Source organism: Aquimarina sp. MMG015, assembly GCF_018100855.1.
Taxonomy (GTDB): Bacteria; Bacteroidota; Bacteroidia; order Flavobacteriales; family Flavobacteriaceae; genus Aquimarina; species Aquimarina latercula.
This window is the reverse complement of record NZ_JAGJEB010000003.1, coordinates 305,569-320,309: the sequence shown is the minus strand read 5'-3', so window position 1 is coordinate 320,309 and position 14,741 is coordinate 305,569. Positions and strand designations below refer to the sequence as shown.

At 33.2% G+C, this 14,741-nt stretch carries 11 protein-coding genes; 10 read left to right on the top strand and 1 reads right to left on the bottom strand.

The features are described from left to right. The first annotated feature begins 50 nt into the window (after positions 1-50). From gldK to J8L88_RS08065, 5 genes are all read left to right on the top strand, one after another. Complete coding sequence (gene gldK, locus J8L88_RS08085; protein ID WP_027395010.1) at positions 51-1,424, top strand: gliding motility lipoprotein GldK; 1,374 nt, start codon at positions 51-53, stop codon at positions 1,422-1,424. Positions 1,425-1,514: 90 nt separating this feature from the next. Then, complete coding sequence (gene gldL, locus J8L88_RS08080) at positions 1,515-2,141, top strand: gliding motility protein GldL (protein WP_108805060.1); 627 nt, start codon at positions 1,515-1,517, stop codon at positions 2,139-2,141. Between the two features lie 42 nt (positions 2,142-2,183). Further along, positions 2,184-3,731 (top strand): gliding motility protein GldM, encoded by a 1,548-nt coding sequence (gene gldM / locus J8L88_RS08075; RefSeq protein ID WP_027395012.1) that lies wholly within the window; start codon positions 2,184-2,186, stop codon positions 3,729-3,731. Between the two features lie 15 nt (positions 3,732-3,746). After that, complete coding sequence (gldN, locus tag J8L88_RS08070; protein ID WP_027395013.1) at positions 3,747-4,637, top strand: gliding motility protein GldN; 891 nt, start codon at positions 3,747-3,749, stop codon at positions 4,635-4,637. 67 nt (positions 4,638-4,704) lie between these two features. Beyond that, entirely contained in the window at positions 4,705-5,751 is a 1,047-nt protein-coding gene (locus J8L88_RS08065) for an FAD-binding oxidoreductase (protein ID WP_211060468.1), read from the top strand. Here the strand turns inward: J8L88_RS08065 and J8L88_RS08060 are convergent. Beyond that, positions 5,743-6,129, bottom strand: coding sequence for a DUF983 domain-containing protein (locus J8L88_RS08060; RefSeq protein ID WP_027395015.1), 387 nt, complete (start codon positions 6,127-6,129; stop codon positions 5,743-5,745). The two genes, J8L88_RS08065 and J8L88_RS08060, sit on opposite strands and share 9 nt — an antisense overlap. A gap of 56 nt (positions 6,130-6,185) precedes the next feature. Here J8L88_RS08060 and J8L88_RS08055 point away from each other — a divergent pair, with 56 nt between their 5' ends. The 5 genes from J8L88_RS08055 (at position 6,186) to J8L88_RS08035 (ending at position 14,687) form a co-directional block, all read left to right on the top strand. Beyond that, on the top strand, positions 6,186-8,102 hold the full coding sequence (locus J8L88_RS08055) for an ABC-F family ATP-binding cassette domain-containing protein (RefSeq protein WP_211060467.1): 1,917 nt from the start codon (positions 6,186-6,188) through the stop codon (positions 8,100-8,102). 226 nt (positions 8,103-8,328) lie between these two features. Further along, positions 8,329-8,784 (top strand): MarR family winged helix-turn-helix transcriptional regulator, encoded by a 456-nt coding sequence (locus tag J8L88_RS08050; protein WP_035086231.1) that lies wholly within the window; start codon positions 8,329-8,331, stop codon positions 8,782-8,784. A gap of 167 nt (positions 8,785-8,951) precedes the next feature. Further along, entirely contained in the window at positions 8,952-10,115 is a 1,164-nt protein-coding gene (locus J8L88_RS08045) for an efflux RND transporter periplasmic adaptor subunit (RefSeq protein ID WP_051336278.1), read from the top strand. A 5-nt stretch (positions 10,116-10,120) separates the two neighbouring features. Next, complete coding sequence (locus J8L88_RS08040; protein WP_035086235.1) at positions 10,121-13,345, top strand: efflux RND transporter permease subunit; 3,225 nt, start codon at positions 10,121-10,123, stop codon at positions 13,343-13,345. Continuing rightward, positions 13,317-14,687, top strand: a complete 1,371-nt coding sequence (locus tag J8L88_RS08035) for a TolC family protein (RefSeq protein ID WP_240337522.1) — start codon at positions 13,317-13,319, stop codon at positions 14,685-14,687. Before J8L88_RS08040 ends, J8L88_RS08035 begins: the two co-directional genes overlap by 29 nt. Positions 14,688-14,741: the final 54 nt, after the last annotated feature.

Genomic DNA, 14,741 nt, shown 5'->3' with positions numbered 1-14,741 from the left:
TAAATAGGTTTACGACCTTAAATCTCAAAGATCTTAACCTAAAACACGTTATGAAGAAATTTGTATCACTCTTTGCTATTGTAGCAATGCTCTATAGTTGTGGTGGAGGAAACCGCGGAGAACTAGTCGGAGTAAAGGGTAAAAAATGGCATCCAGAGAAACCTTATGGAATGGCCCTCATCCCCGGAGGATCGTTTATCATGGGTAAATCTGATGATGACAAAGCTGCATTGGCTAATGCACCTACGAAAACAGTTACTGTTCGTTCTTTCTACATGGACGAAACTGAAGTTACTAACAGTGAATATAGACAATTTGTTCGCTGGGTTCGTGATTCTACAATCAGAATGAAGTTAGCTATCATGGCTGATGATTTGGGTAAAACCCCAGGTGATGATGGTATCGGAGAATATGCTTTCCTTGATGCGAACACAGAAGATATGTCTGTTTATGAAAAATATGTATACGACAATTATAGTGGAACAGGTGAGACTGGTTACGAAGGTCGTAAACTTAATAAAGATATAGACATCGAATGGGATACGGAAGATTATCCTGATGAGTTTTATACAGAAGTTATGGATTCTTTATACATTCCTTTAGAAGAATCTTATAACGGTAGACGAACATTTGATGTGCAGAATTTTAAATTCAGGTTTACTTGGATGGATATTCAAGCTGCTGCTCGTGCTAAGAAGGGAAGAAGAAAAGATTTTGTTAAGGAAACAGTAATCGAAGTATACCCTGATACGACAGTATGGATTAAAGATTTTAATTATTCTTATAATGAACCAATGCATAATGATTATTTCTGGCATAGTTCGTATGATGATTATCCAGTAGTTGGAGTTTCTTGGGAACAAGCAAAAGCTTTTTGTACTTGGAGAACTATCGAAAAAAATTCTTATCAGAAAAAACGTAACAAGGAATTCGTAAATTATTTTAGATTACCTACAGAGGCTGAGTGGGAATACGCAGCTAGAGGTGGTCTAGAATCAGGAACATATCCTTGGGGAGGTCCATATGCGCTAAATGATAGAGGTTGTTTCTTAGCGAACTTTAAACCTTTACGTGGTAATTATGCTGCGGATAACTTCCTTTATACGGTAGAAGCTAAAACATTTGAGCCTAATGATTATAACCTATATAATATGGCTGGAAATGTTTCAGAATGGGTGCAGTCTTCTTATGATCCTGCAGCCTATGAATATGTATCATCAATGAACCCGAATGTTAATGATGATCAGAACAAACGAAAAGTTGTACGTGGTGGATCTTGGAAAGATGTTGCTTATTTCCTACAGGTAAGTACGAGAGATTACGAATACGCGGATTCAGCTAGAAGTTATATTGGATTCAGAACGGTACAGGATTATATGGGTACTGACGTTACTGGAGAAGATAATACCCAAAATCAGAATTAGAATAAGTCCCAAAATTTATCTATCAACCTTAATTACTAACCCTTTTTTAATTTAATATTTAAAAAATTTAAAAAACTAAACACATTTATTATGGCAAATTCAAAATCAAGCAAGAAGTTAATGAACATGGTATACGGTCTCGGAGCGGCTGTAGTAATCCTTGGAGCTTTATTTAAAATTATGCACTGGCCTTTTGGAAACGAGATGCTTATCATTGGTCTAATTACAGAAGCACTTGTATTTACAGTTTCTGCATTCGAACCAGTAGATGATGAGTTAGATTGGTCTCTAGTATATCCAGAGTTAGCTGGTGGAAGTAAAAGAGATAAGAAAGAAGCTCAAACTCCTGAAGGTTTATTATCTAAAAAATTAGATGATATGCTTAAAGAGGCTAGATTAGATACAAATTTAATGAATAGTCTTGGAGAAAGTATCCGTAACTTCGAAGGTGCTGCTAAAGGTATTGCACCTAGTGTTGATGCTATCCAAGGAACTAAAAAATATAGTGAAGAAATGGCCGCTGCTGCCACTCACTTAGAATCTTTGAACAGCTTGTACAAAGTACAATTAGAATCTTCTGCAAAACAAGCTGAAGCTAATGCTGCAATTGCTGATAACGCTAAAGCGCTTGAAGAGCAAATGAAGAGCTTGTCTAGTAACCTGTCTTCTCTTAATGGAGTATATGGTGGTATGTTAAGTGCTATGAACAGAAACTAGTATTTAACTTAATTTAAAAAATAACTACCAAAATATAGAAATATGGCAGGAGGAAAATTATCACCAAGGCAGAAGATGATCAATCTTATGTACTTGGTATTTATAGCGATGATGGCATTAAATATGTCAAAAGAAGTATTATCTGCATTCGGTTTAATGAATGAAAAACTTACAGCAGCTAATACTATTGCTACTGAACGTAATTCAGCATTTATGACTGGATTAGCGGACAAAGTTTCGGAACAACCGGAAAAATATACACCACTTAAGCAGAAGGCTGATGAAATCAGTACTTATTCTAACGAATTTAATGCATATGTGGAACAATTAAAGTCTGAGTTATTAGAAACAGCTGATGATCCAACAGATTACGAGACAATGGATAAGCCTGATGCTTTAGATACTAAATTCTTTGAAGGAGGTAAAACTTCAGCAGCTGCGTCGGAGTTCCTTGAAAAAATCAAGACATATAGAGAAGGAGTTGTTACAGCTATCCGTTCTGTAAAAGAAGTTGATGGTCAAGTAGCAACTGATGTTGAGAAAGCTTTCTCTACAGAAGATGTAGAAAACAGAGATAAGGTAAAAGTAGACTGGTTGAAATATAACTTCGAAGGTTTTCCTTTAGTAGCTTCTCTTACTAAATTAACTCAAATGCAAGCTGATGTTAAAACTACAGAAAGTAAAGTGTTATCTGCTTTATTAGCTGGACAGCAAGCTTCTGAATTATCGTTTAGTAATTATGAAGCGATAGTTGTTCCGGATAAAACTGCTTTCTTTAGTGGAGAGAAATTTAAGGGACGTATTGTTCTTGGTCGTTTTGACGCTACATTAAAGCCAACGAAAGTAATGGTTAATGGTAAGGAGCAAACTGAAGTTCAGAACGGTCAGATTATGTTAGATTTCCCAGCTGGAAATGTTGGAGAAAGAAAAATAGACGGTGTACTTGAGTTTAAAGAAGGTGATTCTATCATACCAATTAAGATTCAAAGTACTTATGCTGTTATCCCAAAACCAAATTCTGCTGTAATTTCAGCTGATAAAATGAATGTGGTATATAGAGGAGTTCAGAATCCTATGACGATTTCTATTCCTGGAGTTCCTGCAGTTAGTGCAAGTGCACCTGGTCTAAAGAAAAGCGGTGGAGCAGGTAAATATGTAATGAATGTTACTACAGTTAAAGCAAGAGAAGTTGCTATCAAAGTAAGTGGTAAACTTCCAAATGGAACTACTGTTAGTGATAGTAAGAAATTTAGAATTAAAGATATCCCAAGACCTGTAGGTACTGCAAGAGGTGAAGATGGAAGTATTAAAATGTCCAAAAGTGGTTTAGAGAAAGCTTCTATTGGAGCAATACTACCGGATTTCGATTTTGATATTAAGTTAGACGTAACTAGCTTTAAGTTTAAAGTAAGTGGTCAGCCTACTATTAATGTAAGAGGACGTAGATTGGATTCAAGAGCAAAATCTGCACTTAAGAAAGCAAAGAGAGGATCTACAGTTCAGGTAATGGATATCAAAGCTCAGTTAAAAACGAATAAGGGATATAAATTGAAAAAAATATCTCCAGTTGTCATTGAGTTAACGAACTAAAATAAACTAATGATTATGAATTTGAAAAATTTGTTATTAACCGTTTTTGGCCTATTCGTGACGTTGTTTTCGTTTGGTCAAGCCAATATTTTGAATGCTGATAGTCCAGAAGATATTGGGAAAAAAACAATCGAACAGATTCAAGCGGATAATGACCTTCCGTTGGAATATGGTTATGTTGACAAACGTGATGTACTTTGGGCAAAAACTACTTGGGAGACAATCGATCTTGATGAGCGTATAAATTTCCCATTATATTATCCTATAGATACGGTTAATATTGGTGCTGATAGACGTGCATTATATGATGTACTGTTGTCAAATGTTAAGAATGGTAAAATCCAAAAAATTTACGCAGATTCATATTTTACAGAGACACGTACATTAAGTGATCTTGATGGTACTTTGTCTAAAATAGATACGTTAGATTTAGGGTATGAGCAGTTTAATGCTGGTGAGCCTGTAGATCCTCAATATATTGAGGTAACTACAATTAGTGCTGCTGACATTTCGGAATATAAGATCAGAGGATACTGGTATTTTGATAAGCGTCAGGGAGAATTAAGATATAGGCTACTTGGTATTGCTCCAGTTGCACCGGATGTAAACTTTATTAATGATGATGAGCCTGATATGGTTCCGTTATTTTGGGTTTGGTATCCTGATGTAAGAGAGATACTTCATAATGCGAAGGCTTTTAATAGGAAGAATACCTCAATGCCTTTTACTTATGATCACGTACTTAATGCAAGACGATTTAATTCGGTAATTTACAAGGAAGATAACATTCAAGGTGACCGAGAGGTAAATGATTATATCATTGACAATGCTTTGATGCAGTTATTGGAAAGTGAAAGAATTAAAGAAAGTATCAGAAATTTTGAAATGGATATGTGGAGTTACTAAACTCTATAGTTTCTAATATAATATATAAACGCCCAACTTTTGTTGGGCGTTTTGTTATTTTTATTCTATGGTAGATTATATAGTTGTTGGATTCGGACTAGCTGGGTTATCATTTGTTAATAAGTTAGAAGATAATAATAAGTCATATTTGGTTTATGAGAATAGCTCAGAACAATCTTCTAGGGTTGCTGGGGGATTGTTTAACCCAGTAATTCTTAAGCGATTTACTCCAGCTTGGTTGGCTTCGGAACAACTACAGTTGGCAATGAATGTTTATAAAAATATAGAGAGTAAATTAGATGTGCCTCTAATTTCTATGTTTCCAATTTTGAGACGATTTAATGATATTGAAGAACAAAATTTATGGTTTGAAGCTTGCGATAAACCATCATTAACAAGGTTTCTTTCTTCTGATTTAATTAAAAACCAAAATAAGGCTTTAGATATACCATTTCATTTTGGGGAAGTAAAACATGCTGGAAAAATTGATGTTAGTACGATGTTACGGTTGTATTTATCTTATATAGAAAGCAAGAATTCTTTGGTTACGGAGTCTTTTGAGTATGATAAACTAGTAGTCAAAGAGGATTTCATAGAGTGTAAAGGAGTAAAGGCTAAAAACATTCTATTTTCTGAAGGGTATGGTCTTAGAAATAATCCGTTCTTTAATTATTTACCGTTACAAGGAAATAAAGGGGAGTATATTATAATTAAATCAGAAGAACTAAAACTTAATGAAGCAGTAAAATCATCTATATTTATTATTCCGTTAGGAGATAATTTGTATAAGGTTGGAGCTACCTATAACAATCAAGATAAGACTCCTGATATTACAGTTTCTGCTAAGAAAAGTTTAGAAAAAAAGTTAAGTCGTTTCTTAAAAGTAGCGTATAAAGTTGTTGATCAAGTAGCCGGTATAAGACCAACAACTAGAGATAGAAGGCCTTTTATAGGTACGCATCCAGTATATAAAAACCTTCACATAATAAATGGTTTAGGGAGTCGTGGTATATTGATTGGACCTTATGTGACAGAAAAGTTATATGCCAGTATAGAAAAAGGAGTTACTTTAGAGAAAGAAATTGATATTAATCGCTATTTTGAATTAAGATAAGTTTTTCTTTTTGCCATAATGCATAAAAAGATTAATCCAAATGTTTCTTGATAACCTAAGAATTATAGGAAAGAAGAATATTAGTGTTCCTACGATTACAAAGAAGCTATTTAACAAATTAAGTTCTAGAAATAAGTTGCCAATCACAAACGCCGCAACTGCAAATGCGATGCCAACACCATAGCTTACATACATAGCGCCATAAAAGAAAGATGGTTCTATCTTGTATTTTGTGTTACAGTGACTACAACGTTCGTGCATTTGAAAGATTTTTCCAAGTTTGTATGGATTATTATCCTTATACATACTTTCTTTTTGACATACTGGACATGTCCCTGTAAAAATGCTGTAGATTTTAGTTCCTTTTAAGAAGCTCATAGTACTTTTATTCTATTACAAAATTAATCATCTTTGCACAAAAGATTCAAAAGCTGATGTTAAACATACATAACCTTTCAATTTCGTTTGGAGGAGAATATCTTTTCGAAGAAATCGCCTTTAGATTAAATGCCGGAGATAGAGCTGGATTAGTAGGAAAAAATGGTGCAGGGAAATCCACAATGCTTAAAATTTTATCCAAAGAACAAGAACCAGATTCTGGTCAGATAGCGATGGATAAAGAAATAAAAATTGGTTTTCTAAAGCAGGATATTGATTTTGTTTTAGGGAGAACAGTACTGGAAGAGTCGTATGAAGCCTTCACAGAAATCAAGAAGATTGAAAGAGAAATAGATAAGATTAATACTCAACTAGCAGAACGTACGGATTATGAAAGTGAGAGTTATAATCAATTGATAACAGATCTAAGTGATTATACGCATCAATATGAAATTCTAGGTGGATATAATTATCAAGGAGAAACCGAACGCGTATTGCAAGGTTTAGGGTTTGTAAGGGAGGATTTTGGTAAACTAACAGATACTTTTTCTGGAGGTTGGCGTATGAGAATTGAACTGGCAAAGTTGTTATTGCAAAATAATGATGTACTCCTGTTGGATGAGCCTACTAACCATTTAGATATTGAGTCTATTATATGGTTAGAAGGTTTTCTGAAAAACTATGTAGGAGTAGTAGTTATAGTTTCTCATGATAAAATGTTTTTGGATAATGTTACTAATAGAACTATAGAAATATCATTAGGTCGAATTTATGACTATAATAAACCGTATTCTAAGTATTTAGTGCTTCGTAAGGAAATAAGAGATCAGCAATTAGCAACACAAAAAAATCAATCTAAACAGATTGAACAGACCGAAAAGCTTATCGAAAAATTTAGAGCGAAAGCCTCAAAAGCCTCTATGGCGCAATCGCTTATTAAGAAATTGGATAAAGTAGAACGTATTGAAGTAGACGAAGACGATAATGCAGTAATGAACATCAGTTTTCCTATAAGTGTGCAGCCAGGTAAAGTAGTTATAGAGGCTGAGAAAGTTGGTAAAAACTATGGAGAAAAGGAGATTCTAAAAGATATTGATTTGTTAGTAGAACGCGGTTCTAAAACAGCTTTTGTGGGCCAGAATGGGCAAGGAAAATCTACATTAGCTAAAATTATAATAGATGAGATATCACATATAGGTAATCTGAAACTAGGTCATAATGTACAGATAGGATATTTTGCACAGAATCAATCAGAATATCTCGATGGTGAATTAACAATTCATGATACTATGATTAATGCTGCAAATGAGAAAACCCGAAGTAAAGTGAGGGATATGCTAGGAGCATTTTTATTTAGAGGAGATGAAGTGGAGAAAAAGGTAAAGGTGCTTTCTGGTGGTGAGCGTAATCGATTGGCTTTGTGTAAGATGCTTTTAGAACCTTTTAATGTATTGGTTATGGATGAGCCTACTAACCATTTAGATATTAAATCCAAAAACATATTAAAAGAAGCTTTAAAAAGTTTCGAAGGGACTTTGATTTTAGTGTCTCACGATAGAGATTTTCTTCAGGGATTAACCAATACCGTGTATGAATTTAGGAATAAGCAGATAAAAGAATATCTAGGAGATATTGATTATTATTTAGAACAAAGAAGGGTAGATGATCTACGCGATATAGAAAAGAAAGATAAACAAGCTAAATCTATTTCAGATACAAAAGAAACTGCTAAGCAATCTTATGAGAGTCAGAAAAAGTTAAAATCATTAAATAATAAGCTTAGTAATATAGAATCTAAGATCAACAAACTAGAAAAAGAAATAAAAGAAATAGACGTAGAGTTAGCGATTAATTATGATCAAACCATTGCACAACCAGATTTTTTTGACAAATATCAAGCAAAAAAAGAAAATTTAGCTTCATTGATGGAAAATTGGGAAACATTACAGGAAGAAATTGATAAATTATCTTAGCTCCTGTTTGGGGTGTTTAATTTACAGAATGTGTAAAAATAAAACCCTAAAATTATAATTCTGATAGTACAAGGTCACTTTTTTTAAACATACTTAAATTAACGTATGTTACCTAAATGTTAAGATAGAATGAACCTTATAATTGATGATAATTTTTGTCGTTTGTATCAGGTACAACTGAATATTTATAGATATTTTTGTACTCGTAAACTAAAGTATACAATGTATGAATGATACAAAAGCCATTGATTTAAATGCACATGCGTTATCTTGGGTAGGGAAAATCCATTATGATTTTGGGTTTCTGGTTCAGAAAGCGTTTGGTGAAAATGGATTGGATTTATCAAAAGAACAATGGAGTGTTTTGAAGCGTCTAAGAGTTAATGATGGGCAATCTCAAAATGATTTAGCATTTATTACGCATCGTGATAAGACCTCTATGACAAGATTGGTAAATACAATGGAGAGTAAGAATCTTGTGGTAAGAAAGAGCGATGAGAATGATAGAAGAGTAAATAGAATTTTCCTCACAGATTATGGAAAAGAAGTTATCGAAAAGGTAACTCCAATTATGTACGATTTGATACCAGCTGTTCAAGAAAGTTTGAGTAATGAAGAAATCGAAAATTTGATTGGCACACTTAAGAAAATAAAAGCTAAAATCGCTGAAATAGCAGATTAACATAAATAAATCTTAAATAAGATTAAAAAGACATTTAAAATTTTTAGATGTCTTTTTTGGTTTTTACAAGGTGGTTGTTTTTTATGAGTTCTTTAACTGCAACACACGTTTGTTGTTGATAGTTTTGTGCAGCTTTTCATGTTAGAAGTCTAAACAAATTATTGTGTATGAGAAACGTAATACTTTCTATCCTTGGATTATTACTAATTGCCGGAGCTTTATTTGGAGCTAAAAAACTTATTGATAGTAAGAAGAGAGTAAAGCCCAAATCCGCTAAGGTTATTAAAACTGTTTTTGTAGATACTATTAAGAATGGTACTGTTCCAATTAAGATTACTGCCAATGGTAATCTTATTGCTAAGAGACGATTAGAATTGTTTTCTGAAGTGCAAGGAGTTTTTAAAGGAGGCACCAAACTCTTTAAAACAGGTCAACAATATCAAAAAGGACAAACATTAATAAGTATAGATGCCTCAGAGTATTACGCATCTGTACAATCGGCTAAGAGTAATTTATATAACTTAATTACTTCAATAATGCCTGATTTACGTCTGGATTACCCTGATATATTTGATAAATGGCAAAATTACCTTACTAACTTTGATATAAATAAAGTAACTCCAGAGCTACCAGAAACTACTTCCGAAAAAGAAAAATATTTTATTACTGGTAGAAATATTTATACCACATATTATAATGTAAAAAATCTGGAACAGCGATTGTCTAAATATAGAATTTCGGCTCCGTTTTCTGGAGTACTTACAGAAGCTTTGGTTACAGAAGGAACTTTAATTCGTCAAGGCCAAAAACTGGGAGAGTTCATAGATACTAGCGCTTATGAAATTGAAGTAGCCATAGGGAAAGAATATTCAGATTTATTAAAAATAGGAGAATCAGTAGAACTTTCCGATCTTAATAAATCTAAATTCTATACAGGTATAGTCAGTAGGATAAACGGAAGTGTAGATCAGGCTACTCAAACGATAACCACTTTTATAGAGGTTAAAGATCCGTCTTTAAAAGAAGGAATGTATTTAGAAGCAAATCTTAATGCCAGAAAAGCAGAGAATGCAATAGAAATTGATCGAAATTTACTTCAACAAGGAGATAAGATTTTTGTGGTTAGAGATAGTATTTTAGATATTATCGATGTAAGACCAGTTTATTTTTCTGACAAAAAAGTGATCTTAACTGGAGTTCCTAATGGAGATGTAATCCTTAATAAACCTGTTCCTGGAGCGTATGCAGGAATGCTAGTGAAAATATATCAAGGCAAATCTAGAAATTCTTCAGCTGCGGATAATAACGTGATTAGTACCAATTCAAAATAGTAGTTATGCGTAAAATAATCTCTTATTTTATTAGGTACCACGTTGCCGTAGATGTAATTGTAATTGCTTTTATTGCATTCGGAATTTTTGGAGCAATATCGCTTAAGTCATCATTTTTTCCACTTACAGATTCTAAAAACATTAATATAAGTGTTGTTTATCCTGGTGCTTCTCCACTAGAGATAGAAGAAGGTATTATACTTAAAGTAGAAGATAATCTTAAGGGTTTGGAAGGGGTAGAACGAGTAACTTCGACTTCTAGAGAAAATAGCGGAAACATTAATGTTGAAATCGAAAAAGGAAAAGATATCGATTTTATGTTGCTCGAAGTTAAAAATGCGGTAGATAGAGTGCCTTCATTTCCAACAGGAATGGAGCCTATTGTAACCTCTAAACAAGAAGCAATTAGGCCTACTATAGATTTTGCAATAAGTGGTACAGATATACCTTTGGTTACTTTAAAACAGATTGCAAGACAAATCGAAAATGATCTTAGAGCAATAGATGGTATTTCGCAAATAAGTATAAGCGGTTATCCTGATGAAGAAATTGAAATTGCGGTAAATGAAAATAACCTACTAGCTTTTAGACTTAGTTTTAATGAAGTAGCACAGGCAGTAAGTCAGGCTAATATATTAACTACCGGAGGTACTATTAAGACGAATGCAGAAGAATATCTTATCCGTGCAAATAATCGATCCTATTATGCCAATGAACTCTCTAACTTAATTATACGTGCAGATGCATCGGGACGAACAATAAGGCTTAAGGATGTTGCAGAGATTAGGGATCGTTTTTCAGAATCACCAAATGCATCATATTTTAATGGAAATCTCTCTGTTAATGTACAGATAACAAGTACCAATACAGAAGATTTGATCTCATCGGCAGAGAAGACAAAAGCGTATATAGAAGAATTTAATCAGAAATATAACAACGTAACACTTAATGTAATTAGTGATCGTTCTATTACGTTGGTACAGCGTACCAAATTGCTTACAGAAAATGCGATTATAGGAATGATCCTGGTACTTATATTTTTATCATTATTTCTTAATACTCGTTTAGCATTTTGGGTGGCATTTGGACTACCAATTGCTTTTTTAGGAATGTTCGTGTTAGCAGGATATTTTGATGTTACCATTAATGTTTTATCTCTTTTTGGGATGATCATTGTTATTGGTATTCTAGTAGATGATGGTATTGTAATTGCCGAAAATATTTATCAACATTACGAAAAAGGAAAAAGCCCTGTTCAGGCTGCGATTGATGGAACAATGGAGGTAATTCCTCCGATAGTATCTGCAATTTTAACTACGATAATAGCTTTTGGGATCTTTTTATTTTTAGATGGTCGTATTGGTGATTTCTTTGGTGAAGTATCAGTTATAGTTATTCTAACTCTAGGTGTTTCATTAATAGAGGCCTTAATTATTCTTCCGGCCCATTTGGCTCATTCGAAAGCTTTAAAAGCAGAAGACAAAAGACCTAAAAGTGGTATTGCTAATTTATTTTCAAAATTGAGATATATAAATACTTTTGGAGATAAAATTATGAGATGGCTGCGTGATAACATTTATAGCCCGGCTCTAAGTTTTACATTAAAAAATAAGTTTTTTACGTTTTCCATTTTTGTGGTAATACTCATATTTACAATTGGAAGTGTTGGAGGAGGAATTGTAAGAACAGCGTTTTTTCCTCGTATTGCTAGTGATGTAATATCTGTTGATTTAGGTATGCCAAATGGTACTAATGAAAAGATAACAGATTCTATTATTTCTATGATAGAAGAAAAAGCATGGCTCGTAAATAAAGAACTGAGTGAAGAGTTTTTGGTAGGAGAAGATTATGGAGGGAAACAGTTATTCGAAAATATAATTAGAAGTGTAAATTCGTCTTCCAATGCATCTCTACGTATCAATATGTTACCAGGAGAAGAACGACCTAACGCAGTTAATTCTGGTTTAGTGGCTAACAAAATTCGAGAGAAAGTAGGACCTGTTTTCGGTACAGAGCGCTTGATTTTTGGATCAGGTGGAAATTTTGGAGGAAGTCCAGTTTCCGTTTCGTTATTAGGAAGCAACATAGGAGAATTAAAAGCAGCAAAAGAAGAATTTAAAACTATATTAGAAAATGATTCCAGACTTAAAGATGTTGCAGATAACGACCCTGCCGGAATCAAAGAGATTAAATTAGAGCTTAAAGAAAGTGCATATGCTTTAGGCCTTAATCTTAGAGATGTTATGGCGCAGGTAAGAGGAGGTTTTTTTGGAATACAAGCACAACGTTTTCAAAGAGGTCAAGATGAAATAAGAGTTTGGGTTCGTTATGATAGAGAAAATAGATCTTCGATTTTAGATCTTGATAATATGAGAATTTCTACGGCTGCAGGGGAGAGAATACCCTTAAATGAAATAGTTGATTACTCTATAGAGCGAGGAGACGTAGCGGTTAATCATCTAGATGGAAGGAGAGAGGTTCAGATTTCTGCGGATTTAAAAAATCCAGAAACTACGAGTTCTACAGATATTTTAGAAGAGATTCGTAACTCGATTATGCCAGAGATTATAGCAAAATACCCAACAGTAACACCTTCGTATGAAGGACAAAATAGAGAAGCTGGAAAATTTCTTGGTTCTTTAGGACCAGTTGGTCTTACTGCATTAGCATTAATATACATTACTATTGCGTTCACGTTTAGAAGTTATAGTCAACCATTGTTATTATTATTACTTATTCCATTGAGTCTTCCGGCTGTAGCTTTCGGTCATTGGATACATGGATTTCCTATTAATATATTATCGCTCTTAGGAATTATAGCTTTGATAGGTATTATGGTTAATGATGGATTAGTTCTTATAGGGAAATTTAATAGCAATCTTAGAGCAGGAATGACTTTTGATAGTGCAATTTATGAAGCCGGAAAATCTCGTTTTCGAGCAATTTTTTTAACTTCATTAACTACAATTGCAGGATTAGCACCATTAATTTTTGAAGAAAGTCGTCAGGCAAAATTTCTTATCCCTATGGCAATTTCAATCGCTTATGGAATCGGTTTTGCCACAGTACTTACGTTGTTAGTATTACCATTGTTTTTGTCATTTAGTAATACGTTAAAAGTAGGAACCAAGTGGTTAGTTACAGGAAATAAAATAACAAAAGAAGAAGTAGAACGTGCTATAAAAGAGCAAAAAGAGGAACATGAGGAGCAACATGAATTACAAGTATAAATATATAGTAAAATTAATCTTGTTTTTGTTTTTGGTTAGTGGTAGTGTTTTTGCCCAAAAATTAACAAAACAAGAAGCTATTAGATTAACATTAGAGAATAATTATGGTATTCTAATAGCAACTAATAATATAGATGTAGCAAAAAATAATAAAGGGCTACTAAATTCTGGTTATTTACCCACGTTAGCAGCCAATGCAGGAGCAAATTACCAAGAAACAACTTCTAAAACATCATTTCCTGGAGCTATTAATCCAGATACAGGATTACCCAGAGAAGATATTGAAATCGATGGGGCCGAAACTCAACGATACAACGCTTCACTTAATTTTAATTATACATTGTTTGATGGTTTAGGCAGGTATTATAATTATAAAAGGTTAAAGGAGCAGTATAATCTAACAGAATTACAGGCAAGAGAAACTATAGAGAATACTATGCTGCAATTGTTTTCTGTATATTATGAAATAGCACGACTTACAGAAAATGAACAAGTTCTAGAAGAAACCCTCAGAATTTCTAAAGAACGAGTAACTAGATCTACTTATCAGTTTGAGTATGGTCAAAATAATAAGTTAAATGTACTAAATGCAGAAGTTGATGTGGCAAATGATAGTATCAATTTACTAAATACAAAGCAACAACTAGCGAATACCAAACGAGACCTGAACGTGATTGTAGATAATGAATTGGAGAAACAATTTACGGTAGACACTATAGTAAAATTTATTTCAAGATTAGAAATTGATAGTTATTTAGAAAAATCAGTTGATAATAATGTAACCTTGTTACAGAATGAAAGTAATATTAGAATTAGTGATTATGATATAAAGGTTAGTAAATCTGGGTATTTACCAACGATTGGTCTCACTGGTTCTTATGGATGGAATGAAAACAGGAACCCTCCATCTGCTTTTTTTCCAGGTAATGTCGCCGATACGTATACTTTAGCAGGAGGACTTAGTTTGAGCTGGAATCTTTTTGACGGTGGTGGTACTATAACCAGAGTTAAAAACGCTAAAATTGCATTAGACTCACAGGAATTGGCAAAAATTCAAGTGGAGCAACAAGTCAAAAGAGATATTGCAAATGCCTTAGGGAATTATGATAATCGTCTTAAAGTATATGAAATACAACAGCAAAATGTAGTTACCAATCAAAACAATTTTGAACGTTCCAAAGAAAGGTTCAATTTGGGACAAATTACTTCTATAGAATTTAGACAAGCTCAAATTAATCTAATACAAGCTCAGACTAATAAGACATTGGCTAAGTATGATGCTAAATTAGCAGAGTTACAGTTATTACAGCTTACAGGGCAGCTATTAAATATTGATTTTTAGAATAACTTTAATCTAGTTTGTTTTAAATAAATAATATTAGGTCTTGAAACTGAA

Coding starts and splice junctions, on each gene's coding strand:
- gldM (WP_027395012.1), top strand. CDS start 2,184: ATGGCAGGAGGAAAATTATCACCAAGGCAGAAGATGATCAATCTTATG.
- J8L88_RS08050 (WP_035086231.1), top strand. CDS start 8,329: ATGAATGATACAAAAGCCATTGATTTAAATGCACATGCGTTATCTTGG.
- gldN (WP_027395013.1), top strand. CDS start 3,747: ATGAATTTGAAAAATTTGTTATTAACCGTTTTTGGCCTATTCGTGACG.
- J8L88_RS08035 (WP_240337522.1), top strand. CDS start 13,317: ATGAGGAGCAACATGAATTACAAGTATAAATATATAGTAAAATTAATC.
- J8L88_RS08065 (WP_211060468.1), top strand. CDS start 4,705: ATGGTAGATTATATAGTTGTTGGATTCGGACTAGCTGGGTTATCATTT.
- J8L88_RS08045 (WP_051336278.1), top strand. CDS start 8,952: ATGAGAAACGTAATACTTTCTATCCTTGGATTATTACTAATTGCCGGA.
- J8L88_RS08040 (WP_035086235.1), top strand. CDS start 10,121: ATGCGTAAAATAATCTCTTATTTTATTAGGTACCACGTTGCCGTAGAT.
- J8L88_RS08055 (WP_211060467.1), top strand. CDS start 6,186: ATGTTAAACATACATAACCTTTCAATTTCGTTTGGAGGAGAATATCTT.
- J8L88_RS08060 (WP_027395015.1), bottom strand. CDS start 6,129: ATGAGCTTCTTAAAAGGAACTAAAATCTACAGCATTTTTACAGGGACA.
- gldL (WP_108805060.1), top strand. CDS start 1,515: ATGGCAAATTCAAAATCAAGCAAGAAGTTAATGAACATGGTATACGGT.
- gldK (WP_027395010.1), top strand. CDS start 51: ATGAAGAAATTTGTATCACTCTTTGCTATTGTAGCAATGCTCTATAGT.